Origin of the sequence: Pseudomonas sp. SMN5 (genome assembly GCF_052041925.1) — a bacterium.
GTDB lineage: Bacteria > Pseudomonadota > Gammaproteobacteria > Pseudomonadales > Pseudomonadaceae > Aquipseudomonas.
This window is the reverse complement of the sequence record NZ_JBKGGX010000005.1, coordinates 46,661-71,441: the sequence shown is the minus strand read 5'-3', so window position 1 is coordinate 71,441 and position 24,781 is coordinate 46,661. Positions and strand designations below refer to the sequence as shown.

The 24,781-nt window shown below is 61.1% G+C and carries 20 protein-coding genes; 11 read left to right on the top strand and 9 right to left on the bottom strand.

Annotated elements, in window-relative coordinates; genetic code table 11:
- Positions 1–63: 63 nt before the first annotated feature.
- Both ACLEJR_RS06730 and ACLEJR_RS06725 read left to right on the top strand, forming a co-directional pair.
- The gene (locus ACLEJR_RS06730; RefSeq protein WP_440812903.1) at positions 64–843 is read left to right on the top strand and encodes an N-acetylmuramoyl-L-alanine amidase; all 780 of its coding nucleotides are present in this window, start codon (positions 64–66) and stop codon (positions 841–843) included.
- A gap of 75 nt (positions 844–918) precedes the next feature.
- Entirely contained in the window at positions 919–2,532 is a 1,614-nt protein-coding gene (locus tag ACLEJR_RS06725) for an EAL domain-containing protein (RefSeq protein ID WP_440812900.1), read from the top strand.
- Positions 2,533–2,538: 6 nt separating this feature from the next.
- Here ACLEJR_RS06725 and ACLEJR_RS06720 read toward each other — a convergent pair whose 3' ends face one another.
- Positions 2,539–4,329, bottom strand: a complete 1,791-nt coding sequence (locus ACLEJR_RS06720; RefSeq protein WP_440812898.1) for an ATP-binding protein — start codon at positions 4,327–4,329, stop codon at positions 2,539–2,541.
- Positions 4,330–4,339: 10 nt separating this feature from the next.
- The gene (gene algB, locus ACLEJR_RS06715) at positions 4,340–5,686 is read right to left on the bottom strand and encodes a sigma-54-dependent response regulator transcription factor AlgB (RefSeq protein WP_245145367.1); all 1,347 of its coding nucleotides are present in this window, start codon (positions 5,684–5,686) and stop codon (positions 4,340–4,342) included.
- A gap of 438 nt (positions 5,687–6,124) precedes the next feature.
- Between algB and ACLEJR_RS06710 the strand changes: the two genes are divergently transcribed.
- The 5 genes from ACLEJR_RS06710 (at position 6,125) to ACLEJR_RS06690 (ending at position 10,671) form a co-directional block, all read left to right on the top strand.
- Positions 6,125–6,412, top strand: a complete 288-nt coding sequence (locus ACLEJR_RS06710) for a hypothetical protein (protein ID WP_440794525.1) — start codon at positions 6,125–6,127, stop codon at positions 6,410–6,412.
- Positions 6,413–6,492: 80 nt separating this feature from the next.
- Positions 6,493–6,657 carry a DUF1328 domain-containing protein gene (locus tag ACLEJR_RS06705; RefSeq protein WP_003177151.1) on the top strand — a complete coding sequence of 55 codons (165 nt, stop codon included), beginning with the start codon at positions 6,493–6,495 and terminating at the stop codon, positions 6,655–6,657.
- A 2-nt stretch (positions 6,658–6,659) separates the two neighbouring features.
- A complete protein-coding gene (locus ACLEJR_RS06700; RefSeq protein WP_440794523.1) occupies positions 6,660–7,124 on the top strand; it encodes an inhibitor of vertebrate lysozyme family protein in 465 nt (154 codons plus the stop codon).
- 699 nt (positions 7,125–7,823) lie between these two features.
- Positions 7,824–9,155: a glutamate/aspartate:proton symporter GltP gene (gltP, locus tag ACLEJR_RS06695; protein WP_440794521.1), complete on the top strand. Its 1,332-nt coding sequence runs from the start codon at positions 7,824–7,826 to the stop codon at positions 9,153–9,155.
- 286 nt (positions 9,156–9,441) lie between these two features.
- Positions 9,442–10,671, top strand: coding sequence for a nucleoside recognition domain-containing protein (locus ACLEJR_RS06690; RefSeq protein WP_440812896.1), 1,230 nt, complete (start codon positions 9,442–9,444; stop codon positions 10,669–10,671).
- A gap of 125 nt (positions 10,672–10,796) precedes the next feature.
- On the opposite strand, the gene ACLEJR_RS06685 is transcribed toward ACLEJR_RS06690, so the two are convergent.
- The 6 genes from ACLEJR_RS06685 to ACLEJR_RS06660 all read right to left on the bottom strand — a co-directional run bounded on the left by ACLEJR_RS06685 (position 10,797) and on the right by ACLEJR_RS06660 (position 18,571).
- Positions 10,797–11,816: a DUF5924 family protein gene (locus ACLEJR_RS06685; RefSeq protein WP_440794517.1), complete on the bottom strand. Its 1,020-nt coding sequence runs from the start codon at positions 11,814–11,816 to the stop codon at positions 10,797–10,799.
- A gap of 470 nt (positions 11,817–12,286) precedes the next feature.
- Complete coding sequence (locus ACLEJR_RS06680; RefSeq protein ID WP_440812895.1) at positions 12,287–13,663, bottom strand: M16 family metallopeptidase; 1,377 nt, start codon at positions 13,661–13,663, stop codon at positions 12,287–12,289.
- A 58-nt stretch (positions 13,664–13,721) separates the two neighbouring features.
- Entirely contained in the window at positions 13,722–15,380 is a 1,659-nt protein-coding gene (locus ACLEJR_RS06675) for a Na/Pi cotransporter family protein (RefSeq protein ID WP_440812893.1), read from the bottom strand.
- 327 nt (positions 15,381–15,707) lie between these two features.
- Positions 15,708–16,475 (bottom strand): TerC family protein, encoded by a 768-nt coding sequence (locus ACLEJR_RS06670; protein WP_440794511.1) that lies wholly within the window; start codon positions 16,473–16,475, stop codon positions 15,708–15,710.
- Positions 16,476–16,550: 75 nt separating this feature from the next.
- Positions 16,551–17,858 carry a CitMHS family transporter gene (locus tag ACLEJR_RS06665; protein ID WP_440794508.1) on the bottom strand — a complete coding sequence of 436 codons (1,308 nt, stop codon included), beginning with the start codon at positions 17,856–17,858 and terminating at the stop codon, positions 16,551–16,553.
- A gap of 386 nt (positions 17,859–18,244) precedes the next feature.
- Positions 18,245–18,571, bottom strand: coding sequence for a DOPA 4,5-dioxygenase family protein (locus tag ACLEJR_RS06660; protein ID WP_440794506.1), 327 nt, complete (start codon positions 18,569–18,571; stop codon positions 18,245–18,247).
- Between the two features lie 83 nt (positions 18,572–18,654).
- Between ACLEJR_RS06660 and ACLEJR_RS06655 the strand changes: the two genes are divergently transcribed.
- Positions 18,655–19,314 (top strand): NAD(P)-dependent oxidoreductase, encoded by a 660-nt coding sequence (locus ACLEJR_RS06655; RefSeq protein ID WP_440794504.1) that lies wholly within the window; start codon positions 18,655–18,657, stop codon positions 19,312–19,314.
- Between the two features lie 111 nt (positions 19,315–19,425).
- Here ACLEJR_RS06655 and ACLEJR_RS06650 read toward each other — a convergent pair whose 3' ends face one another.
- Positions 19,426–20,376, bottom strand: a complete 951-nt coding sequence (locus ACLEJR_RS06650) for a choline sulfate utilization transcriptional regulator (RefSeq protein WP_440812891.1) — start codon at positions 20,374–20,376, stop codon at positions 19,426–19,428.
- Positions 20,377–20,490: 114 nt separating this feature from the next.
- Between ACLEJR_RS06650 and betC the strand changes: the two genes are divergently transcribed.
- From betC to ACLEJR_RS06635, 3 genes are all read left to right on the top strand, one after another.
- Positions 20,491–22,005, top strand: a complete 1,515-nt coding sequence (betC, locus tag ACLEJR_RS06645) for a choline-sulfatase (protein WP_440812889.1) — start codon at positions 20,491–20,493, stop codon at positions 22,003–22,005.
- Between the two features lie 15 nt (positions 22,006–22,020).
- Positions 22,021–22,941 (top strand): choline ABC transporter substrate-binding protein, encoded by a 921-nt coding sequence (gene choX / locus ACLEJR_RS06640; protein ID WP_440812887.1) that lies wholly within the window; start codon positions 22,021–22,023, stop codon positions 22,939–22,941.
- Between the two features lie 193 nt (positions 22,942–23,134).
- The gene (locus ACLEJR_RS06635) at positions 23,135–24,703 is read left to right on the top strand and encodes a SulP family inorganic anion transporter (RefSeq protein WP_440812885.1); all 1,569 of its coding nucleotides are present in this window, start codon (positions 23,135–23,137) and stop codon (positions 24,701–24,703) included.
- Positions 24,704–24,781 lie beyond the last annotated feature (78 nt).

Genomic DNA, 24,781 nt, shown 5'->3' with positions numbered 1-24,781 from the left:
CGGATCATTCCGAAGCGATACGTTACACTGTTGCATTATTTTCAGCGCGTACAGCATTTCACCATGAAGTTTTTCTCGCTTATTGTTGCTCTGTTGGCTCTGGCCGGCTGCACCAGCGGGCCGCGGCTCGATACCAGTCATCCCTCGGTCAACCATGACAACCGTATTCAGTTCGTCGTGGTCCATTACACCTCGGCTTCCCTGGAACGCTCCCTGGCGCTGTTGACCCACGGGGAGGTCAGTGCCCATTACCTGATCGGCGACGACAAGAACGCGACTATTTATAAGCTGGTGGATGAGAGCCGTCGCGCCTGGCACGCCGGGGAAAGCGAGTGGGAAGGACGGACCTGGCTCAACTCCAGCTCTATCGGCATTGAAATCGTCAATCCGGGCTACGTCGATACGCCGACCGGGCGCCTTTGGTATCCGTACAGCGAAGCCCAAGTCCAGGCCCTGATCGTCCTGCTCAAGGACATCATCCAGCGCAACGGCATCAGCCCACGCAGCATCATTGGCCATAGCGACATCGCGCCGTTGCGCAAACTCGATCCGGGTCCGCTGTTTCCCTGGAAGCGCCTGGCACAAGCGGGTCTGGGTGTCTGGCCGGACGAGCAGGCCGTGGCGCGCCAGCAAGCGTCCTTCGCGACGCAGTTACCCGCAGCCAGCTGGTTCCAGGCTGAACTGGCCCGTCTCGGCTACCCGACGCCCCAGACTGGCGAATGGGATGTGGCCACCCGCCATGTATTGGCCGCGTTTCAGATGCACTACCGGCCGTCCCGTTTCGATGGCACGCCGGATGCGCAAAGCGCGGCGATTTTGCAGGTGCTCAACCAGACAAAATAATGACGCCCGTCTGACGGATCGGGCCAAATTCAAATCAGCAGCTATAACTCATTGGTAACTTTCGGATTACCGCTGATGACGGCTGCCCGCGAAACCTTGCAGAGCTGGTTGCATCGCCCCTTGTTCCTGGCGATGGTGGCGGCTGCCTTGAGTACGGCCCTGCTGTTGGCGGGGAGTCTGTTCGTAGTGATGCAACAGATCCAGCAACGCGAGAGCGAGCAGATGAATGCCCAGGGCGAGCGCTTCCTGCAACGCCTGGAACAACTGTTCGGGCAGTTGCGCGAAGGCCTCGACGACTTGCAGAACCAGCCACTGCGCGGCTGCGACGACGAGATGATCGCGACATTACGCCAAGTCAGCTTCAATTACCGCTTCGTGTATGAAGCGGTATATATCGATGGCAGCGGCGTCTGCTCCAATCGTCCGCGCCAGGGCGGCCTGGCAGTCACCCGTGCGCCCGACCTGCGCGGACCGACCTACAGCTACTGGCTGAACACGACGTCCGAACCCGATGAAGACCGCGCTGTGTTGATGCTGGGGCGCGGTAATTTTCGAGTCGCCACCTCTCGCGGGCATCTGACCGATGTGGTCGATCTGCCGTCTGGCAGCAGCCTGCTGGTGGTCCTGGATCATGGCAGGCGCGCCATCCCGGTGTTGGGAAGCGACCAATACTGGCCGCCGACTGAGCCCTGGCCGCCTCAAAGCCATAAAGCCCTGCAAGTCACCCAGAGCCGACTGATTTATCGGATGCCCACCGACAGCCCGGAATATCAATTGGTGCTGATCGCCCAGCGCAAGGGTTTCCACGTTCCGGACAACGCCTGGTGGATGCTGCCCGTCAGCCTGGCGCTGGGCCTGGGCATCGGTTTCCAGGTCTTCCTGCTGGCGCGCCAGCGTCAGTCGATGGACGCCGAACTGCATGGCGCCATCCGCCGCGGAGAATTGCAGGTGCTCTACCAGCCGATCTTCGACCTGAACAGCCGCAATTGTGTGGGCGCGGAAGCCTTGTTGCGCTGGCGACGACCGGACGGCACCCTGACCAGCCCGGATCTGTTTATCCCGATGGCAGAAGACACCGGGCAAATCCGCCAGATCACCGATTTCGTGCTGCAACGGTTGTTTGACCAGTTGGGTCAGCTATTGCGGGCCAATCCGCAGCTCTACATCTCGGTGAACCTGGCGGCCTGCGATGTGATGGTGCCCCGTATCGGCGAAGTGATCGCCCGTCTGCTGGCGCGACACCGGGTGTCGGCGCGCCAGATTGCCTTCGAGGTGACGGAGCGCGGGTTGGTCGACGCATTGGTTGCGCGGGATAACCTGCAATCGCTGCGCGACCTCGGGCATCAGGTGCTGATCGATGATTTCGGCACCGGTTACAGCAGCCTGGCGTACCTGCAAACGTTGCCGGTGGACTACCTGAAGATCGACAAGGCGTTTATCGACGCCTTGGGACACGATGCCGCCAGCAGCGGTGTAGCCCCGCATATCATCCGCATGGCCCACGCGCTGGAGCTCAAGGTGATCGCCGAAGGTATCGAATACGAAGCCCAGGCGTCCTACCTGAGCAGCGAAGGGGTGAAGTTCGGCCAGGGTTGGCTGTTCGCCCATGCCCTCAGCGCAGTGCAGCTCATCGAGCTGATTACCCGTGGCCGACGCCTGCTGTCCCGGCGCCTGGACGACGAGGCCTGAGGGTCTTCAGACCGCCAGCGCCATGTAGAACTGCGTGCCCTGCCCCGGCCTTGAGTAAACGCCCATGCGGCCGCCATGCAACTGGACGATTTCCTTGCACAATGCCAGGCCAAGGCCGGCGCCGCCCTTCTTGTGTCCCACCTGGACGAAGGGCTCGAAGATGCGTCCCTGCTGGCCGTAGGCAATGCCCTCGCCATTGTCTTCGACGCTGATGATCACGCGCTCGCCGTGGCGACGAGCCTGCAAGCGAATCTGCCCGTGATCGCCGGTGTGGCGCATCGCGTTATCGATCAGGTTATCCAGCACCCTCTCCAACTGCGACGCATCGGCGTGCAGGTGCGGCAGCGGCCCCTGGAGTGCTACCAGCAATTCGATCCCCTTGGCTTGCGCCTGGGCTGCAAAGCGCAGCCGGGCTGCTTCCAGCAAATCCTCGATGGAACACGGTGCCAGCACCAGTTTTTGCAAACCGTTCTGGTAGCGCGAGAAGTTCAGCAGGTCATTGATCAGTTGCATCAGCCGCTGCATCTCTTCGGTGACGGTGTTGAGCAGGTCCGCTTCACGAGATTCCGCCGGGAAGTGCAGGCGCTCCTGCAACAGGCCGAACGCCATGTGCATGCCCGTCACCGGCGTGCGCAGTTCGTGGGACGCCCGCAGGACGAACTCGCTGCGCACTCGCTCGAACGCCCGTTGCTCGGTGACGTCGTGCAGCACCATCACGGCGCCGAGGATATGTCCCTGGGTATGGCTCACGGGGGTGAGGCTGTAGGTCAGCACGCGGGATTCGCCGTCCACCTCGATGCTCAAGTCTTCCGGCGCCCGCTCCAGCGTTCCACCGCGCAGCACCAGTTGCAGCTCATCGTCCAGCTCAAGGCGCCCGAGCGCCTCGCCCAGGCCCATGCCCAGGCGTTCGCCGTCCCAGCCCAGCTGCCGTTGGGCCACCGGATTGAGGTGTTCCAGCCGGCCCTGGCGGTCGATCATCAGCAAGCCGTCGTCGATGCTGTCGAGCACCGCTTGCAAGCGCTGCTGGCCGGCCAGCAGTTCATCGACGTTGGTGGCTTGATGTTCGCGCAATGCCTGGGCCATGACGCCGAAACGCCGGGTAAGCAGATTCAGCTCCGCAGCGGTGGAAACCGGCAGCGTCACTTCGAAATTGCCCTGGCCGATGTCGTCCGCAGCGGCGGCCAGCGCCTCGATCGGCGCGCCGAAACGCTTGGCGATGCCGTGGGCGGTGATGAAGCCGATGATCAATACCGCCAACCCCACCAGCCCCAATAGACCGGAAATCAACAGCGCCCGCTCGCGAGCGCGGGTCTGGGTATCGCTGATATTGTTCAATGCCTGCCGGTAGCCTTCGATCAGGCCATTGCGCAGGACATTGAATTTCTCCGTGAGCGTCTGGATGCCTGCAAGTTGTCCGTCAGGCTGGCGCGATGCGCTGAAGGCATCGAGAAATTCCATGTAATCGGCCTTGGCCTTGGTGAAGCTGAGCGCGGTGCTGTCCAGCTCCCGCTCATGGGCGATGCCTTCATCGATCAACGCCAGGTATTGCTGTTTGGAGGCTTCCAGCGATGGGAGGTCGGGCTTTTCGTCGAGCATGATCATCAACTGATCGCCCAGGGTCTGGCGCAGCTTGAGCCCAAGATCCAGCAGTATGAAATTGTCGCGTACCGATTGTTCCTGGGTGCTGGCCATCTGCATCACGCTGACCAGGCCCAGCAACAGCCCCAGCAAGGCCACAGTGATCAGCGCCGAGATACTGAGGAACAGCCGGGTGCGCAGCTTCATCGCCAATTTCATAAGGTGTCGCTCACAGGTTGTACTGCTTGCGTTTGCGATACAGCGTGGAGGCATCGATACCCAGGGTCTTGGCGGCCTGATCAAGAGTGTCGGCCGTTGCCAGCACGGCGCCGATATGGGCTTTTTCCAATTCATCGAGGCTCAGCGCGGCGCCGATGCGCGGTGCGTTGTTCACCGGTTGCTCGGCCATCCCCAAGTGGCTGATTTCGACCTTTTCCTGTGGGCAAATGATGCTGGCGCGTTCCACCACGTTGCGCAGCTCCCGGATATTGCCCGGCCAGCGATAGCCTAGCAGCGCTTCGCGCGCCTCGTCGCTGAAGCCACGGGCCGGGCGTGCATATTCCTTGACGAAGCGGGCCAGGAAGCGGTCGGCCAGGGTCAGGATGTCCTCGGCGCGCTCGCGCAAGGGCGGCAGGTGCAGGGTAATGACGTTCAGGCGATACAGCAGGTCTTCGCGAAAACGCCCGTCGCGCACCATGTCTTCGAGATTGAGGTTGGTTGCCGCAAGGATCCGTACGTCGGCACGGCGGGTGACGGGGTCCCCTACCCGCTCGTATTCCTTATCCTGAATGAAACGCAGCAACTTGGGCTGCAAGGTCAGGGGAAAATCGCCGATCTCGTCGAGAAACAGCGTACCGCCGTCGGCTTGGTTGACCCGCCCCAGCGTGCTCTCGCTGGCGCCGGTAAAGGCGCCGCGGCTATGGCCGAACAATTCGCTTTCCATCAGTTCGGCGGTCAGCGACGGGCAATTGATGGTCACGCAGGACTTCTTTGCCCGTTTACTCCAGCCATGGATCGCCCGGGCCAGCTCGCCTTTACCGGTACCGGACTCGCCGAGGATCAGGATGTTCGCATCGGTGCTGGCCACTTGGCGGGCGGTTTCTAGAACGACCTTCATCGCCGGGCTGTGGGAGTCGAGGCCGTCCTTGGGTTTGCGGATTTCCCCTTCCAGCGCTTCGAGCCTGGCGGACAATTGTCGCACTTCCAGCTGCTTGGCGGTGGCCAGGCGCAGCTGATCCGGGCTGCACGGCTTGACCAGATAATCGGCGGCCCCGGCTTGGATCGCATCGACGGCCGTGTCGACTGCCGAATGAGCGGTGACGATCACCACGCGCATCCACGGCGCCTGGATACGCATCTGGGCCAGGACATCCAGGCCGTTGTCCTCCCCCAGGCGCAGGTCGAGGAAGCACAGGTCGAAGACCTGGCGTTGCAGCAGTGCGTCGGCCTGGGCAGCGCTGTTGGCAGTAGCGACTGTATAGCCTTCATCTTCCAGACAGTAACGGAACGTACGCAGGATGGCGGACTCATCGTCTACCAGCAGAATGCGGCCTTGGTGCTCGGTGGCGGATTCCATCTTTCCTACGCTCCTTTCATGAATGTCTTGGTTAGTGTCAGAAAAATCGGGCAAGTTGCATGGTTAATTCTGATGGAATATTACCCATTGAAATCGACCCTGTGGGCCTCAGACTCCTAAATGGTTGATTTGGATCCGTTTTTTTCCCCAGCCGCAGCGCTTGGCCGATTCGCTTCGCTCCATCCGACAGCTGTTTCTGACGGAACATTCGAAAAGAATCTAACGTCTCCTCCTCTCAGTCGTGCATTACGCACGACGTCCCACGGGCCCATCGTGCAGGATGCGCCCCCAGTGTTTTGACAACATATTGTAATTGCTTGATTTATAAGAATTTTTCTGTCGGAAAATTCTGGCACGCCGACTGCAATAACCTCTTCAAACGTGGCGTCAGCGCGCCTTAACCAGATCACTGCACCCCGGGTGGGGAGGAATTCCAGGATGAATCGTCAACGTGCCGCCCAGTTTCGGATCTCTTCCTTGCATATCCAGCAGGGCCTGTGGGCAGTGCTGGCGTTATTGGTGACGCTGATTGCCGGGCAGCAATGGCTGCTCTGGCAGGAGAGCCAGAAACCCGAAGCGCCGCAGGTTTCGGTTTATCGCGCCCCGCAGAGTCATTTCAGCGCTGTCAGCAGCGTCGCAGAAGCTTCCACCTCGATGCGCATGATGGACGTCGACCAGGCTCAGCCTGTAACCGACCTGCCTCGCCAGGAGCGTTGGGTGTTTTAACTCGATGGACCGGTCGTCCGTCGCACCGGAACCATCACCGTCAGACCCTAACTAAGTAGAAAAGCGTAAGGAGAATCACCATGTTGAGTTGGGCAATTACCTTCCTGATCATTGCCATCATCGCTGCCGTACTGGGCTTCGGTGGTATCGCCGGCACCGCCACGGGCATCGCCAAGATTCTCTTTGTCGTGTTCCTGGTGATGTTCATCGCTTCCTTCTTCTTTGGCCGTCGCGGTCGAGGCTGACCATGAGCGTGTTCCTTAAAGGACTGGCCGCCGCCCTGTTACTGGGCGGCAGTGCCACGGCAATGGCTGCCAACGACGGGCAAATGCGAGTCAACCAGCTACTTGAGGCGGACCCGCAATACCGTGAAACCTGGCAGCAGGTCGTCAAGAAGGAAGAGCGTCTGCCGGAATGGGTGATGAATCTGTCAGGCGATTCCGAGCAGATGAATGCTGTCGAGGAAGATGGCGACAAATACCTGGTCGGTCCGTTGTGCGAAACCCAGGCAACCTGCCGCAGCAATCGCCTGATCGTTGCCTTCAGTTTCGACAAGGACGAGGCTTACGCGATGTGGGTGCAAGTCCCCGCCGGGTTGCCGGCCGACAAGTCACCGACCCGTCACGCCGACTACCGTTTCCTTGGCAAACCGGATGAAGGTATGCAGGAACTGTTAATGGAGCAGCTCAAGAAAGATCCGAACTGGTACTGAATTTGAAAACGGGAAAAGCGCCGTGCTTTTCTCTGCTGCACAGCCCGAGGAGGGCCGGTGCATGACCAGGGGGCTGGGACGTTCTGACCGATTCGGGTCGGAGTGACCTACGGGCACAAGGGGTGCCTGCGAAAGGGCCGGGTCAGGAAAAAAGCTGCGACGCAGGTTCGCAAAGTCCCTGTGACTTGGCGAACTTGCGAAGAGCTTGAGCCGAAAAGGCTTGAGCCAGAGCGGTCAGGCAATGGACGCCATCCACCACACTTCGCTGCGGCATATTGTCTCCTCTCATAGATTTCTTCCCTCGTGCCTGACCGTATATCGGAGAATGCATGCACGGATTTCGTCGCCGACGGCTTCGTAATGGGTCAATTTCACATCGGCCCGCAATTCAGGCAGGAAAAAGCCGCAGACGCCGAAATGGCCGCCTCACGGCACTTATGCCTGCTGAAGTGACGCATTCGAACCGGCCTTGACGCCGGTCTCGTTTGAAAATCTTCATGCCGATTCGGCATGGGGTAGGCGGTTACGGCATTAGACGGACCATCCCCGCATCGCAATAGTTGCGCCTTTTTTCGCCTGCCAGCAAGCCGATCGAGCGCTCGGGGTGACCTTATACGGGGGCAGCGGCACCCTCCTTTATCGTCTTGGCGATAACGGACGGTGCCGCTGTCCGAGTCCAACTGAAGCAAGGGTAAAGATATGAAGAAGGCAAAGCTGAGCCTCGCCTGGCAGATCCTCATCGGTCTGGTTCTGGGGATTGCACTGGGCGCATTGCTCAATCATTTCAGCGCCGAGAAGGCCTGGTGGATCAGCAACGTGCTGCAACCGGCGGGCGATATCTTTATCCGTCTGATCAAGATGATCGTTATCCCGATCGTGATTTCTTCGCTGATCGTCGGGATTGCCGGGGTCGGTGACGCCAAGAAGCTCGGGCGCATCGGTATCAAGACCATCTTGTACTTCGAAATCGTCACCACCATCGCCATTGTCGTCGGCCTGCTGCTGGCCAACTTCTTCCAGCCTGGTGCAGGCATCGACATGAGCACGCTGGGTACCGTGGATATTTCCAAGTACCAGGCCACCGCCGCTGAAGTCCAGCACGAGCATGCGTTCGTCCAGACTATTCTCAACCTGATCCCTTCCAACATTTTCGCCGCACTGACCCGTGGCGAGATGCTGCCGATCATTTTCTTTTCCGTGTTGTTCGGCCTGGGCCTGTCCAGCTTGCAAGCGGACCTGCGCGAGCCGTTGGTGAAAATGTTCCAGGGCGTGTCGGAAAGCATGTTCAAGGTCACGCACATGATCATGCAGTACGCGCCGATCGGTGTGTTTGCGCTGATCGCGGTGACGGTCGCCAACTTCGGCTTCGCCTCCCTGCTGCCCCTGGCGAAACTGGTGATCCTGGTTTACGTCGCCATCGCGTTCTTCGCCTTTGTGGTGCTGGGTCTGATTGCGCGGCTGTTCGGCTTCTCGGTGCTCAAGCTGATGCGCATCTTCAAGGATGAGCTGGTCCTGGCCTACTCCACCGCCAGCTCCGAAACCGTGCTGCCGCGGGTGATCGAGAAGATGGAAGCCTACGGCGCGCCGAAGGCCATCTGCAGCTTCGTGGTGCCGACCGGTTATTCGTTCAACCTCGACGGTTCGACCCTGTACCAGAGCATCGCGGCGATTTTCATCGCCCAGCTATACGGCATCGACCTGTCCATCAGTCAGCAATTGCTGCTGGTCCTGACCCTGATGGTCACCTCCAAAGGCATCGCCGGCGTGCCGGGCGTGTCGTTCGTGGTGTTGCTGGCGACCTTGGGCAGCGTGGGCATTCCGCTGGAAGGCCTGGCGTTCATCGCTGGCGTCGACCGCGTCATGGACATGGCCCGGACCGCCCTGAATGTTATTGGCAACGCTCTGGCCGTGCTGGTCATCGCCCGCTGGGAAGGCATGTACGACGATGCCAAGGGCCAGCGCTACTGGAATTCCCTGCCGCACTGGCGCAGCAAAGAGCCGCTGCCGACGGGGGAAACTTCCAGCCGGTGAGGCAGGCTTGAAGCTGCTCCCCAGGTTTATTCGTAAAACGCAAAACCTGTGGCGAGGGAGCTTGCTCCCGCTTGACCGGGCTGGCGCTCCAGTGCGAAGCACTCATAAAAAAGGGCTGCTGCGCAGCCCAGCGGGAGCAAGCTCCCTCGCACAATGATCCAGCAACCTCAAGTGAGCAGGGATCTTTCGATCCCATTGCGACCAAGACAAACCCCGGAGAAATCCGGGGTTTGTCGTTTCTGCCAGCCCCGCTATCATTCGCGGCATCTTCCGGGGAATTAGACCGATGCTCAATGGCCTGTGGCTTGGCTTCTTTATCGTGGCAGCCGTGTCGGCGCTGGTGCAGTGGCTGGTCGGCGGCAACGCCGGGATTTTCGCGGCCATGGTCGAGAGCATTTTCGCCATGGCCAAGCTGTCGGTGGAGGTCATGGTCCTGCTGTTCGGCACCTTGACCTTGTGGCTGGGCTTCCTGCGGATCGCCGAAAAAGCCGGCATCGTCGACTGGCTGGCGAAGGTCCTCGGGCCGTTGTTCCTGCGCTTGATGCCGGAAGTGCCCGCCGGTCACCCGGCCATCGGCCTGATTACCCTGAACTTTGCCGCCAACGGCCTGGGTCTGGACAACGCCGCCACCCCTATTGGCCTGAAGGCGATGCGCGCCCTGCAGGACCTCAACCCCAGCGCGACCATCGCCAGCAATGCGCAGATCCTATTCCTGGTGCTCAACGCCTCTTCGCTGACGCTGCTGCCGGTGACGATCTTCATGTATCGCGCCCAACAAGGCGCGCCGGATCCGACCCTGGTGTTCCTGCCGATTCTGATCGCCACCAGCGGCTCGACGCTGGTGGGGCTGCTGTCGGTGGCGTTCATGCAGCGCCTGCGGCTGTGGGACCCGGTGGTGCTGGCTTACCTGATTCCCGGTGCCCTGGCGCTGGGCGGTTTCATGGCGCTGTTGGCGACGCTCTCGGCCACCGCGCTGGCGAGCTTGTCCTCGATCCTCGGCAACCTGACGCTGTTTGGCTTGATCATCGTCTTCCTGGTGATCGGCGCGCTGCGCAAGGTCAAGGTCTATGAAACGTTCATCGAAGGGGCCAAGGAAGGGTTCGACGTCGCCAAGAACCTGTTGCCCTACCTGGTGGCGATGCTGTGCGCGGTCGGTGTACTGCGCGCTTCGGGGGCGCTGGATTTCGGCCTGGATGGCATCCGACACCTGGTCCAGTGGGCCGGTTGGGACACGCGCTTCGTCGATGCTTTGCCCACGGCCATGGTCAAGCCGTTCTCCGGCAGCGCCGCCCGGGCGATGCTGATCGAAACCATGAAGACCTCCGGCGTGGACAGCTTTCCCGCGCTGATAGCCGCGACAATCCAGGGCAGTACCGAGACCACGTTCTATGTGCTGGCGGTGTATTTCGGCGCCGTGGGCATCCAGCGGGCCCGTCATGCCGTGGGCTGCGCGCTGCTGGCTGAGCTGGCGGGGGTCTTGTCGGCGATCGGGGTTTGCTACTGGTTCTTTGGCTGAGGCCAGCGACTCAGCCTGGCGACATTCATTGTGGCGAGGGAGCTTGCTCCCGCTGGGCTGCGCAGCGGCCCCTTTGCGGTGGGTGCTTCGCCCCCCAGCGGGAGCAAGCTCCCTCGCCACGGTGTTCAGCCACCTGCTGATCCAGTCACATTGAACCGCAACACCCCGATCATCTGCCCATTCTCCGTCAGCACCCGCACTTGCCATTTGCCGGTCGGGTCGTCCGGGAAGTTCTGCTTGTGGGTCCAGGCCCGATAGCCTTCCTTGCGCCCGCCATGGATGTCCAGGGCGATGCGGTCCACTTCTTTGCCATTGAACTGCCAGACATGATAGATCCGCTCATCCAGCCCACGCGGGGCGTTGATGGCCGTATAGGCGTATAGCCCATTGCCGCGGATCTGCGCCGCGCTCACTTCCTTGAGGCTGTCGCCCGGGGTGCGGTCTTCGACCTGGGTGCTGATCGCCACTTCCGTCATCCACAAGGTCGCCGGCGGTACCCAGGAGCGCAGCACCCATCCGGCGGCGCCGATCCCCAGGGTGATGCACAGGATCGCCAGAGCGTTGCGCACCGTGCGGATCGGAAAGATCGACGCCAGGCTTGGAAACGACAGCAGCATGGCGGTCCCCAGGGCCAGCTTGAAGCTCTGGTCGGTGGTCAGGTGCACAATGACCGGCAACGCGGTCAGCAGCGCGGCGAACAGCGTCAGCGTGTGCAACGCCAGGAACGCCCAGCGCCGAGGTGCCAGCCACTTGTAATAAAGCGGGTCGGTAATCGAAATCAGCGCTGCCGCCCCGAGCAGGCCGGTGAAAATCAGCTGGCTGCTGTTCCAGGTGGTGGTAATGAAGAAAAACGGCAATACGAAAAACAGGCTTTCCTGGTGAATCATCTGCGTGGCGTAACGCAGCAGCGGCTGGGGAATTTCCCGTTTGAAGATGCGGGTGAACAGCCGGGTCATGCTGTTCTCTACCATCAGCCACAGCCAGCTCACCAGCATCAACACGGCGATCCAGGTCGCCAGGCCCTGTTGGCGGTCTACCAGCATGAAACTGCCGACCCCGGAGACGAAACCACCGAATGCAATGACGCCTGGGTAGCGCTTCATTAATTCAAGGATGCGCTGGATGAGATGGGTCAGGGTTTGCATTAGGCGGTTTCGCAGTAAGTCGTAGGAAATATCCCTGACAGGGTATCGTCAGCCACTCGATGTGACGAGCGCGTTTATCGCCATTGGCCCTCTGTGTACATATCCATTTCTGCGGTAACGGCCACTTAGGGTTCCGCCCTTACGGCGGGTCACTTTTGGAAGAGCGCCAAAAGTAACCAAAAGCGCCTCGCCCCACCACTAGGCACCTCGCCAAGGCTCGGTGTTCCCTCACTCCGGCATTGCTCCGTGGGCCCGCCGCGAAGGGCCCTCCATGGCCCAACGCGGCTATTCCGGCATCCATGCCGGGATGCCCACTGCGCAATGCCTGCGTTCGGCCCTTGTGGTTAATGGGGCGTTCAAGATCAAAAGCCAAAGCAAAGCAAAAGCGAGGCTGCCTAGCGGCCGGCCTGTTTCTTCCGGTTGTGCCTAAGTTTAAATGTGGGAGCGAGCCTGCTCGCGATAGCGGTCGGTCAGGCTCGGCGCCGCACCCGCCACATCACCAACCCCAACAGTAACAACCCAAGCAACCCACCCACGCCCCACACAATCTCATCGTCACTGAACAGCGGCTTCTCGATGCGCAGGTAGCCGGGGTCTTTGAGCAGTTCGCGCAGGGCCAGGTTGGCTTGTTCAAGGCTTACGGCCTGCAAGCGTACGGCGGGGTTGGCGAAGCGACCGTCTTCGTAGTCGCCCAGGGCGCTCCAGTAGTAGTCGGCCAGGGCGCTGTTGCCTTGGACCGCCCAGGTCTGGTGGGCGATGGCTGCGCGTTTGATGCGCATGAATGTGTCGGGGTCCAGGCCGTCCTTGAGCAGACTGCCGCGCAGTGCTTCGAGGGCTTGCTCGGCTTCGGGCAGGTCTTCGCGGGCCAGGTCGGCGTTCAGGCTGAAGAAGCCGACGCCGCCGAACACTTCGCGCTCGGTCCACGGCCCGTACGACAGGCCGTGGGCCAGGCGCAGCTGGCGATAGAGCGCCCAGTCCAGGTAGTCCTTGAGCAGGTCGAAGGTTTCGTCGTGTTGTTCGTCCAGCACCGGTTCGGGAAACAGCCAGTGCAGCTTGGCATTGTTGCCGACCATGCCGCGGATCAGGTTGCGCTTGGCGACAGCGCTGTAGCGGATCTGCGCCAAGGGCTCATGGATGCTCGGTTCGACCGGCTTGAGGCTGCCGAAGGTGCGTTCCAGGTAGGCGGGGAGCAAGCGGTCGAGGTCGCCAACCACGATCAGCGTCATGTTGTTGGGCGCGTACCAAGCCTTGCGGACCTGCTCGATCCGAGCGAGGGTCAAGGGCCCGACCTCGGCCCGTTCGGCGCAGCGCAGGCCCAGTTCGACCGCCAGTTGATTACTGGCCTTGTGGCTCAGGTCCTGGCGATCGAGCCAGCGCTGCAAATGGGTGTAGTGGCCGCCGTCCTCGCGTTCCACCACCCGTTTGGCGGCGTCCAAGGCTTTTTCGTCGATGCGGGTGCGTGTCAACAGGGCCAGCAGCAGGTCGAGGATTTTCCGTTGATTGCTCGCCGGTGCCTCGATGACGAAGGTGGTGTCGGCGTTGTTGGTGAAGGCGTTCCACTCGCCGCCCAGGGCCTGCATACGTTCTTCGAGGCCGCCCTCGCCGGTTTCATCGACGCCACTGAACAGCAGGTGTTCGAGCAGATGCGGCAGTTCCTTGTCTGCGCAGCTGAAGTCATCCAGGCCTACGCCCACCACCAGGCGGATCGCCACGTGCCCGCGGTCATTGCCGGGCTTGAGTAACAGTTGCATACCGTTGGGCAACGCATAGCCTTCGACCTGGAACCGATCCAGGGCCAGTGCAGGCAGCGAGCCGAGCAATAGAACGGTGAGCAACAGACAACGCATAAGGGCTTCCTGGCGGCTGACGAGTCCAATCTTACTGACTGGACAACGCGCCAGATGTTCAAGGCGAATGGGTGATGTCAGAAATTTCATCCACCGCCAGGGCGCCTGTCTCGGAGGTTTCCAGCACCACGTAGGCGCTACTGCAGAACAGCGAATTGAGGCGCCGCATGTCGGCGATCAGCTCCAGGTGCAGGGCGCTGGTCTCCAGGCTTTGCAGGACCTTGCGTTGCAGGCGGCTGACGTGGGCGTGGGCCATTCGCCGTTCCTGGGCGCGAAAGCGCCGTTTTTCACGCAGCAATTGACGGGCGCTTTCCCGGTCGGCACTGAGGAACACCGACATCCCCAGCCGCAGGTTGGCGATCAGCTGGCTGTGCAGCCCCGCCAACTCTTCCAGGCCGACGTCGGAAAACGAGCGGCGTTGCGCGGTTTTCTGCTGCTGGACCTTGCGCAGCATGCGTTCGATGAGGTCGCTGGACAGCTTCAGGTTGATCGCCAGCTCAATGATTTCCGCCCAACGGCGACTGTCCTGCTCGCTGAGGTCCTCGCGGGGCATCTGGGCCAGGTACAACTTGATGGCGCTGCACAATGCCTCAACGTCATCGCCCATGCGCCGCACGTCCTGGGTGACTGCCGTCTGCTGGCCGCGCAGCACGTCGAGCATGGCTTGAAGCATGTTTTCGATCAGGTCGCCGATGCGCAGGGTTTCCCGGGCTGCGTTCGCCAACGCCAGGCTCGGGGTGGCGAGGGCCGTGGCGTCCAGGTGGCGGGGCTTGGCGGTGCCGTTGACCTCCGGACGCTCCGGCAGCAGCCAGGCACACAGCCGGGCCATCGGCGCGACACTGGGCAGCAGCACCAGGCAGCGCACGCTGTTGTAGAGCAAGTGGAAACCGATGACCGTTTCCTGGGGGCTGAAATCCAGGCTGTCCAGCCAGTTCACCAGCGGGTCGAGCACCGGGATGATCAACAGCAGGCCGATCAGTTTGTACAGCAGGCTGCCCAGCGCCACCTGGCGCCCGGCGGCGTTCTGCATGCTGGTGCTGAGGAACGCCAGTACGCCGCTGCCGATGTTGGCGCCGATCACCAAGCCGATTGCCACCGGCAGGCTGATCACCGCCGCGCCGGCCAGGGTCGCGGTCAGCAGCACGGCGGCCAGGCTCGAATAGGAAATCATGGCGAACAGCGCACCCACCAGGGCATCGAGCAGGATGTCGCCGGTCAGCGAGGCGAAGATCACTTTCACGCCTTGGGCATGGGTGATGGGCGTCGCGGCTTCGACGATCAGTTGCAGCGCCAGGATGATCAGGCCCAGGCCGATGGCGACCCGGCCCATTTGCCCGACCCGGGTCTGTTTGCGCGACAGGAAAAAAATCACCCCGAGGAAAATCAGCAACGGCGACAGCCACGACAGGTCCAGGGTCAGCACCCGCGCCATCAGCGCCGTACCGACATCGGCCCCGAGCATGGTCGCCAGGGCCGGAGTCAGCGCCATCAGCCCCTGGCCGACGAACGAGGTAACAAGCATGGCCGTGGCGTTGCTGCTCTGGACCATGGCGGTGACCATGATCCCGGCGATAAACGCCAGCCAGCGCCGGGACATGTTCTGGCCGATGACATGGCGCAGGTTCGATCCGTAGACCCGCAGGATGCCGGTACGCACGATATGCGTGCCCCAGATCAACAGGGCCACGGCGGAGAGCAGATTCAGCAGGGTCAGCATGAGTAGCCCCCTGTTAGCGTCCCAAAGGGACCAATTGACGATGCCACTTCGTTCTACTTGTACTTAAAGATTTAGTTGGCAAAAGGCCTGGACGCCAGCATCGCACAGCTAAAGAACCGATTGAAACAAAACTGTCATAAAGCCCGCCCCTCAAATCCACCACAAAACCCTGTGGGAGCGAGCCTGCTCGCGATAGCGGTATGTCAGTGGACACAGGTGGTGACTGACCCGACGCTATCGCGAGCAAGCTCGCTCCCACAGGGTTTGGTACTTTCCAATGGACAAGAAAAGGGGCTCCAAGAGCCCCTTCGTTCATTGCCCCGTAAGTTACTGACCGGGGACGTCCTTGCGCAGTTTCACTGGATCCTGCTGCTTGCGCTTGCGGGCAATCGTGGTGCGCATCTTGATGTTGATCGCTTCCACGGCCAGGGAGAACGCCATGGCGAAGTAGACATAGCCTTTTGGCACGTGCACATCGAACGATTCGGCGATCAGCACGGTGCCGACCACCAGCAGGAACGACAGCGCGAGCATTTTCAACGACGGGTGCTTGTCGATGAACTCGCTGATGGTGCCCGAGGCGAGCATCATCACCAGCACGGCGACGATGATGGCCGCGACCATGACCGGTACATGGGAAACCATGCCGACGGCGGTGATGACCGAGTCCAGGGAAAACACGATATCGATGATCGCGATCTGGATGATGGTGTAGAGGAAGTTGCCGCCCTTGCCCGAAGGTTCGTCGCTGCTCTCATCTTCGCCTTCCAGCGCGTGGTACATCTCCTGGGAGCTTTTCCACAGCAGGAACAGGCCACCGAAGAACAGGATCAGGTCACGCCCGGAGATGCCCTGGCCGAACACTTCGAACAGATCGGCGGTCAGGCGCATCACCCAGGTGATAGACAGCAGCAGCAGGATCCGGGTGATCATGGCCAGCGCCAGACCGAAGATCCGGGTACGTGCCTGCATGTGCTTGGGCATGCGGCTGACCAGGATCGAGATCATGATGATGTTGTCGATGCCCAGGACAATTTCCAGGGCGGTCAGGGTAAAGAAGGCAACCCAGATTTCCGGGTTGGTCAGCCATTCCATGTGAGTTCCTTTAGCGAGTGTTAGGCCACATCGCGCCTTCGGACAGTCGAGGGCGCGAGGCGACGGGCATTGCTTTTATAGAGTGCTGAACAGCGGAAAGGTCCCCATCAGCAAGGCGGCAACCATTATGCACAGGCAAACCAATACTGCCCACTTCAGGGTAAAGCGCTGGTGATCGCCGAATTCGATCCCGGCCAGGGCCACCAGCAGATAGGTGGACGGAACCAGCGGGCTCAGCAGGTGCACGGGTTGGCCGACAATCGAGGCACGGGCCATTTCGACGGCGGTGATGCCGTAATGGCTGGCCGCTTCGGCGAGAACCGGTAACACCCCGTAATAAAATGCATCGTTAGACATGAAGAAAGTAAACGGCATGCTCACCAGGGCAGTGATGACGGCCAGGTACGGCCCGAGGAAGTCCGGGATCACCGCCAGCAGGCTCTTGGACATGGCATCGACCATGCCGGTGCCGGACAGGATGCCGGTGAAGATACCTGCCGCGAAAATCAGGCTGACCACCGACAATACGCTGCCAGCGTGGGCCGCGACGCGATCCTTCTGCTGTTGCAGGCATGGGTAGTTGACGATCATGGCGATGCTGAACGCCACCATGAACAGCACGGGCAGCGGCAGGAGACCGGCGATCAGGGTGCACATCAGCGCGAGGGTCAGCAGGCCGTTGAACCAGATCAGTTTCGGACGACGGGCATCCGGGAATTGCGAGACACTGATTTCGCTGTGATCGATCTCGTCGCCGATCAGGTGCAACTCACCCAGGCGCGCACGTTCACGTTTGCCGTAGAAGTAGGCAATGATCAGGATCGCCACCACACCGAAACCCATCGCCGGAATCATTGGTACGAAAATGTCCGACGGATCGACATGCAGCGCACTGGCCGCACGGGCGGTCGGGCCACCCCAAGGGGTCATGTTCATCACGCCACCGGCGAGGATGATCAGGCCCGCCATAATCCGTGGACTCATGCCGATCCGGCTGTACAGAGGCAGCATCGCGGCCACGCAGATCATGTAAGTGGTCGCGCCGTCACCATCGAGGGAAACGACGAGCGCCAGAACGGCGGTACCGACCGAAACTTTCAAGGGGTCGCCCTTGACCAGCTTGAGGATCTTGCGCACAGCCGGGTCGAACAGGCCGGAGTCGATCATCAAGGCAAAATAGAGAATGGCGAACATCAGCATCACCCCGGTCGGGGCGAGCTTGGTGATGCCTTCGAGCATCATCGGGCCGATCTTCGGCGCGAAGCCACCGAACAAGGCGAACAGGATCGGGATGATGATCAGGGCGATCAGCGCCGACAGGCGCTTGGTCATGATCAGGAACATGAACGTGATGACCATGGCGAAGCCAAGGAAAGTCAGCATAGGAAATACTCCAGGCGTGGCGCGGCGGGCGAAGGCGAACCGGGCAGGTCAGCGCAGAACGAAAAACGCGGGGCGGACGAATGGAGTGGGTGCGACGAGGTAGGTAACAGCGGACATCAGAATCACCATTGTTGTTGTTAAAAGGGCCAAACAGGATGTGGAAATCCGTTTCTGGCCACCGGTCTTGTGCCGGTAGTGAGGCGATCCTAATCGGGCAAGCTTTCAGCCAGCTTTCGCTGTCGTAGCGGTCAACCGCAAACGTCTTGGTTTGGAGGCGTGGCGAACCCGTGGCGAGGGAGCTTGCTCCCGCTGGGGCGCGAAGCGGCCCTTTGCTTTTTGGGGCTACTGCGTAGCACAGCGGGAGCAAGCTCCCTCGCCACAGAAGCTCAGAACGCCGAAAGATCCAACGGTCGCATCGCGCCCATCCAGATCGCATGCTCGGTGTGGTCCAGCAAGTCATCGCCAGTGTTGGGGTGCAGAAAGATCACCAGCCCCTTGCGATTGAGCGCCAGCCACGGCAGGACCACGCCGATGTACTGCGGATCGAATGCCAGTTGGCAGCTCCAGTCCGGATGCGGGCCGACCGGGCGCTGGTGGACGCGGCCCATTTTCAGCGGGAACAGTTGCGCGGCCGCCTCGCATAGCGCCCGCGCCTGGTCGATGGTTTCGGCGTTGAAATACACGTGGGCGTGGTAACCCTTGATCCGCTGCATGTGTCGCTCCCGTAAAACAGGCCGAACCCTATCCGATTTCCGCGGGTCAGAGGGCTTATACGCGGGAAAAAGGAACAGTAGCCATGAAAAATGCCGAAACCCCGGTCATCAAAGTGGTGCTTTATGGTGCCATGAGCAGCCTCGGCAGTGCATTGATGGCGGAGATGCTGCGGCGCCAGCATGAAATCATTGCCATTCTTGACGACCTCACGGCCCTGGCTCCGCGTCCGGGCCTGCGGACCAAGACCGGCGATCTGTTCGATCCCGAGCGGGTCAAGCAAAGTGTGGCCGGTGCCAGCGCCGTGGTGTGCCTGCTGAACGCACCGGGCCTGCCGATGAGCAGCGAACAGGTGGAGCGTACGCTGATTCCAGGGCCCGTGGAGCAGGTATTGGCGGTGGATGCGTTGATCGCCGGGATGCAGGCGGTGAATGTTTCGCGGTTATTCCTGATCGGGGATTTTGCCGTGCTCGACGAGGAGCAGGGCGACGATGATTTGCAGCGCCACGCCGCTGAAGAAGTGCTCGACGCGCTGAAGAACAGCTCCCTGCAATGGACTTTGATCAACGCCCCGTATGCCACGCCCGGCCTGGGCATCGAGCATTTCAGCCAGGTCAGCACCAGCCTGGAGTCCGGCATGGCCGAAGCCCTGGAACGGCTCAACCGGGTGGCGGTCGGCATCGCCGATGAGTTGCGCTTGAACTTGCACATAGGCCAGCACGTGAATTTCGTGCCAGCCACCTGACGGCTGCGTAAAACTTGTGGCGAGGGAGCTTGCTCCCGCTCGGTTGCGTAGCGACCGCAGAAAAGCGAGGGCCGCTACGCAGCCCAGCGGGAGCAAGCTCCCTCGCCACAGTCACACAGCAATGGAAGGCAGCGGCAGTCCCGTGAGCGACTCGGCACTGTTGGCCTGTTCCTCCATCAACCAATCCACGAACTGCCGGATCAACGCCCCGCGCCTCTTACGCTGGGGCAGGACCACGTAGTAGCCCAGCCGCGACAGCACGGTTTCGCTGATCGGCCGACACAACAGTCCTTGGGCCAACAAATTATCCACAAGGTGGCGCCAGCCAATGGCGACGCCCTGGCCGCCAATCGCCGCCTGGATCAGCAGTGTGTAATTGTCGAAGCGCAACTGCCCAGGGGCCGGGGGCGAGGTGATGCCCAGCTCGCGAAACACGCCGCTCCAATCGAACCAGCTGCTGCCATTCCCAGCCCGCAAATGCAGCAATGGAAACTCTGCCAGGGCCTGGGCGGGCAGGGGCGGCGGGCGATCCTTGAGCAGCAGGGGGCTACATACTGGAAACACTTCTTCGCTGAACAGCCAGCGACTTTCGCCTTGTTTGAAGCGACCATCGCCGAACAGCACGGCTACGTCGATATCGGTGCGCAGCATGTTGTGGTTGCGTTCACCCGTTACCAGGCTAACGTCCACCTGCGGGTTGGCCGCGTGAAACCGGTGCAGTCGAGGCATCAGCCAATAAGCTGCAAAAGCGAAGTCCGTGGCCACTTGCAGCACTTCGTGTTGCTGCTGGGCGGTGATCGCGCTGAGCCCCGCGTCGATGCATTGCAAACCGGCCTGCACCTGCTCGAACAGGATCGACCCGGCCTCGGTCAGCTCGATCCCTCGGTAGATACGATCGAACAACCGGGTGCCCAGTTGTTCTTCCAGGCGCTTGATCTGCTGGCTGATGGCCGGCTGCGTGGTACCTAGCTCAATCGCCGCTGCCGTAAAGCTTTGCTGGCGGGCCGCCGATTCGAAGGAGCGCAGCAGTTCGAGGGACAGGTCACCCAAAGCGTCATACATAAGCTGTGCTTATCCTAGTCATTATCCTGCGTGGGCTTTACCCCAATAGTTGGGGGCTACATGCTCGATAGCAGCAATCTCGCATAACTGCCTACTATGGAATGCCGCGATCACATGAAGCGCAAGAACATTCTTTTCATCATGGCCGATCAAATGGCCGCGCCAATGTTGCCGATCCACGGCCCTTCGCCGATCAAGCTGCCTAACCTGACGCGTCTGGCCGAGCAAGGCGTGGTGTTCGACTCTGCCTATTGCAACAGCCCGCTGTGCGCGCCGTCGCGCTTCACCCTGGTCAGCGGGCAGTTGCCCAGCAAGATCGGCGCCTACGACAACGCGGCGGATTTCCCGGCGGATGTGCCGACCTACGCCCACTACCTGCGCCGTCTCGGCTATCGCACGGCATTGTCCGGCAAGATGCACTTTTGCGGTCCGGACCAGTTGCACGGGTACGAGGAACGTCTCACCAGTGACATCTACCCGGCCGACTACGGCTGGGCGGTGAACTGGGACGAGCCGGATGTGCGGCCGAGTTGGTACCACAACATGTCTTCGGTGTTGCAAGCCGGGCCTTGCGTGCGCACCAACCAGCTGGATTTCGACGAAGAAGTGGTGTTCAAGGCCCAGCAATACCTGTTCGATCACATCCGCGAAGACGGCGACCAGCCGTTCTGCCTGACGGTGTCGATGACCCATCCCCACGATCCCTACACCATCCCCAGGGCCTTCTGGGACCTGTACGACGACAACGACATTCCTCTGCCGCACACCCCGGCGCAATTCGAACTCGATCCGCACTCCCAGCGCCTGTTGAAAGTCTACGATCTGTGGGACAAGCCGTTGCCTGTGGATAAGATCCGCGATGCACGCCGTGCCTATTTCGGCGCTTGCAGCTACATCGACAGCAACATCGGCAAGCTGCTGCAAACCCTGGAGGACACCGGGCTATTGGAAGATACGATCATCGTGTTCTCCGGCGATCATGGGGACATGCTCGGCGAAAAGGGCCTCTGGTACAAAATGCACTGGTTCGAGATGGCGGCACGCGTACCGCTGTTGATCAGCGCGCCGGGGCAGTTCGCCAGCGGCCGCGTGAGCGCCTCCGTATCCACCGCCGACCTGTTGCCAACCCTGGTCGAACTGGCCGGCGGCACGCTGGAATCGGGTTTGCCGCTGGATGGCCGATCCCTGGTGCCGCATCTGCAAGGGCAGGGCGGGCACGACGAAGTGTTTGGCGAATACATGGCCGAAGGCACCATCAGCCCGTTGATGATGATCCGTCGCGGACCTTGGAAATTCATCTACAGCGAGGACGATCCGTGTCTGTTGTTCGACGTACGTAACGATCCCGAGGAGCTGGAAGACCTCAGCCGGTCCGCCGAACATCAGCAACTGTTCAGTGATTTTCTCGCCGAAGCGCGCGCCAAATGGGACATCCCGACCATTCACCAACAGGTGCTCGCCAGCCAGCGACGCCGTCGTTTCGTTGCCCAGGCGCTGACCCTGGGCAAACTCAAGAGCTGGGATCACCAGCCGCTGGTGGACGCCAGCCAGCAATACATGCGTAACCACATCGACCTCGACGATCTGGAACGCAAGGCCCGTTATCCACAACCCTGCCAACACCAATAACGTAAGGGGAAGCACATGCAAAAGTTATCCACAGTACTGGCCGCCGGGCTGCTGGCGTTGAGCAGTGCTTCGGCGTGGGCCGAGCAGAGCTGCGAGACGGTGAGGATGGCCGACCCGGGCTGGAGCGACATCGCGGCGACTAACGCCATCACCGGGTTCCTGCTGGAAGGAATGGGCTACAAGCCCAAGGTCGACACCCTGGCGGTGCCGATTACCTTCGGTGGCCTGAAGGACGGGCAGGTGGACGTGTTCCTGGGGAACTGGATGCCGGCGCAGCAGGGCTTCTATGACAAATTCGTCGCCAATGGCGACGTCACCCAACTGGCGAAGAACCTCGATGGCACCGAATTCACCCTGGCGGTTCCGGACTACGTCTGGGATGCGGGTGTGCATAACTTTGCCGACCTGAACAAATTCGCCGACAAGTTCGAGAAAAAGATCTACGGCATCGGCTCCGGTGCTCCGGCCAACCTGTCCTTGAAAGAGATCATCAAGGCCAACGATTTCGGCATGGGCGAGTGGAAACTGGTGGAATCCAGCGAGCAGGCGATGCTGGCGGAAGTCTCCCGGGCGGTGAAGAAGCAGAAATTCGTGACCTTCCTCGGTTGGACGCCGCACCCGATGAACGTGCAACTGAAAATGCATTACCTCAAAGGCGGCGAGAAATACTTTGGCGAAACCGGCAGCGTCTACACCCTGACCCGCAAGGGTTATGCACAGGCCTGCCCGAACGTTGGCAAGCTGCTGAGCAACCTGAGCTTCACCCAGGAAATGGAAAACAGCATCATGGCCGAAGTCGTGAACAAGAAAGTCAGCAACGCCGACGCGGCCAAGGCCTGGATCAAGGCCAACCCGGCGGTGCTGGATAAATGGCTGGACGGTGTGAAGACGGTTGATGGTCAGGATGCGTTGGCGGCGGTGAAGGCGAAGCTCTGAAACTTCATATCCTGCCAGCGGCTTTGGTGGCGAGGGAGCTTGCTCCCGCTGGGCTGCGAAGCGGCCCCAAAAACCGGAGGGACCGGTTATGGGAGGGCTTTGCCCTCCAGCGGGAGCAAGCTCCCTCGCCACGGTAAGCCCTTGTCATGAGATCGCCTGTTACTCTTTCACCAAACCCCATCCTTGAGGCTCCATGGCAATCCCTTCGCGCCATTCGCTTTTTCCATTCCTGAGCTGGCTGCCCCGGCAGACCCGGGCCAGTGTCGGGCGAGATCTTATCGTCGGCCTGAGTGGCGCGATCCTGGCCCTGCCACAATCGATCGCCTACGCCCTGATCGCCGGGTTGCCACCGGAGTACGGTTTGTACGCAGCGATTGTGCCGGTGCTGATCGCATGCCTGTGGGGTTCATCGTGGCACTTGATCTGTGGGCCGACGGCGGCGATCTCCATCGTCCTGTATGCCAGCGTCAGTCCACTGGCCGTACCGGCTACGCAGGATTACGTCACGCTGATCCTGTTGCTGACGGTGCTGGCGGGTATTTTCCAGTGGTTGCTGGGGCTGTTGCGGTTCGGGGCGCTGGTCAATTTCGTCTCGCACTCGGTGGTGCTGGGGTTCACCCTGGGGGCGGCGGTGGTCATTGCCTTGGGGCAACTGCCGAACCTGCTGGGCCTGGACCTGCCGAACGAGGCCACCGCACTGAAAGGCTTGCTGGCGTTGCTTAGTCATATCGGGGCTGTGGATAACCCGTCGCTGTTGCTGGGGGTGGGGACGCTGGTGCTGGGCATCGTGCTCAAGCGCTTGTTGCCGCGCTGGCCGAGTTTGTTGATAACTTTGGTCATCGGCAGTCTGGTGGTCTGGGCGTGGCCGGCCATGTTCGGGCATGTGGCGCTGGTCAGCGCCTTTGCCGGACGTTTGCCACCGTTCACGCCGCTGCCCTTGGATCTGGAACTGATCCTGCGGCTGCTGCCCGGTGCCGTCGCGGTGGGCATGCTCGGGCTGGTGACCAGTCTGTCCATCGCCCGTTCACTGTCGGTGCGCTCCGGGCAGTTGCTCGATGCGAACCAGGAGGTGAGGGCGCAGGGACTTTCCAATCTTGTCGGCGGATTTTTCGCCGGGTCGTTGTCGGCCGGTTCCTTTACCCGTTCCGGTCTCAGCTATGAAGCGGGGGCGTGCTCGCCGTTGGCCGGGGTGTTCTCGGCGTTGTGGGTGGCGCTGTTTGCCGTGGCGGGGGCGCAACTGATCGCACACATCCCGATTCCGGCCATGGCCGGCAGCATCCTGCTGATCGCCTGGGGCCTGGTGGATCATCGCGGCATCCGGGCGTTGTACCGGGTGAGCCGTTCAGAGTTCATGGTGATGAGCCTGACCTGTCTGGCGACCTTGCTGCTGGAGCTGCAAACCGCGATCTACGCGGGAGTGCTGGCGTCGTTGTTCTTCTACCTCAAGCGCACCTCGCAACCTCGGGTACAGCATTTGCGCGAAGGCGAGGCAGATATCTTGCGGGTCGGTGGCTCGATCTTCTTCGGCGCCAGCCATTACTTGCAAGTGCGCCTGCAACGGTTGCAGGGGCAACAGGTGGTGATCGATGCCCAGCAGATCAACTTCATCGATTACTCCGGGGTGGAAATGCTCCACCAGGAAGCCCGACGCCTGCGCAGCCAGGGCCGCAGCCTGACCCTGCGTCAGGCCAGGCCGCAGGTGGTGGAGGAGTTGAAGAAGCTGGAGGGCGCGGAGAAATGCCCGATTCTCTTTGAGGAATGAACATTCCCAGCGACTTGAGATATCCCCTGTGGCGAGGGAGCTTGCTCCCGCTGGAGGGCGAAGCCCTCCCCAATAAAC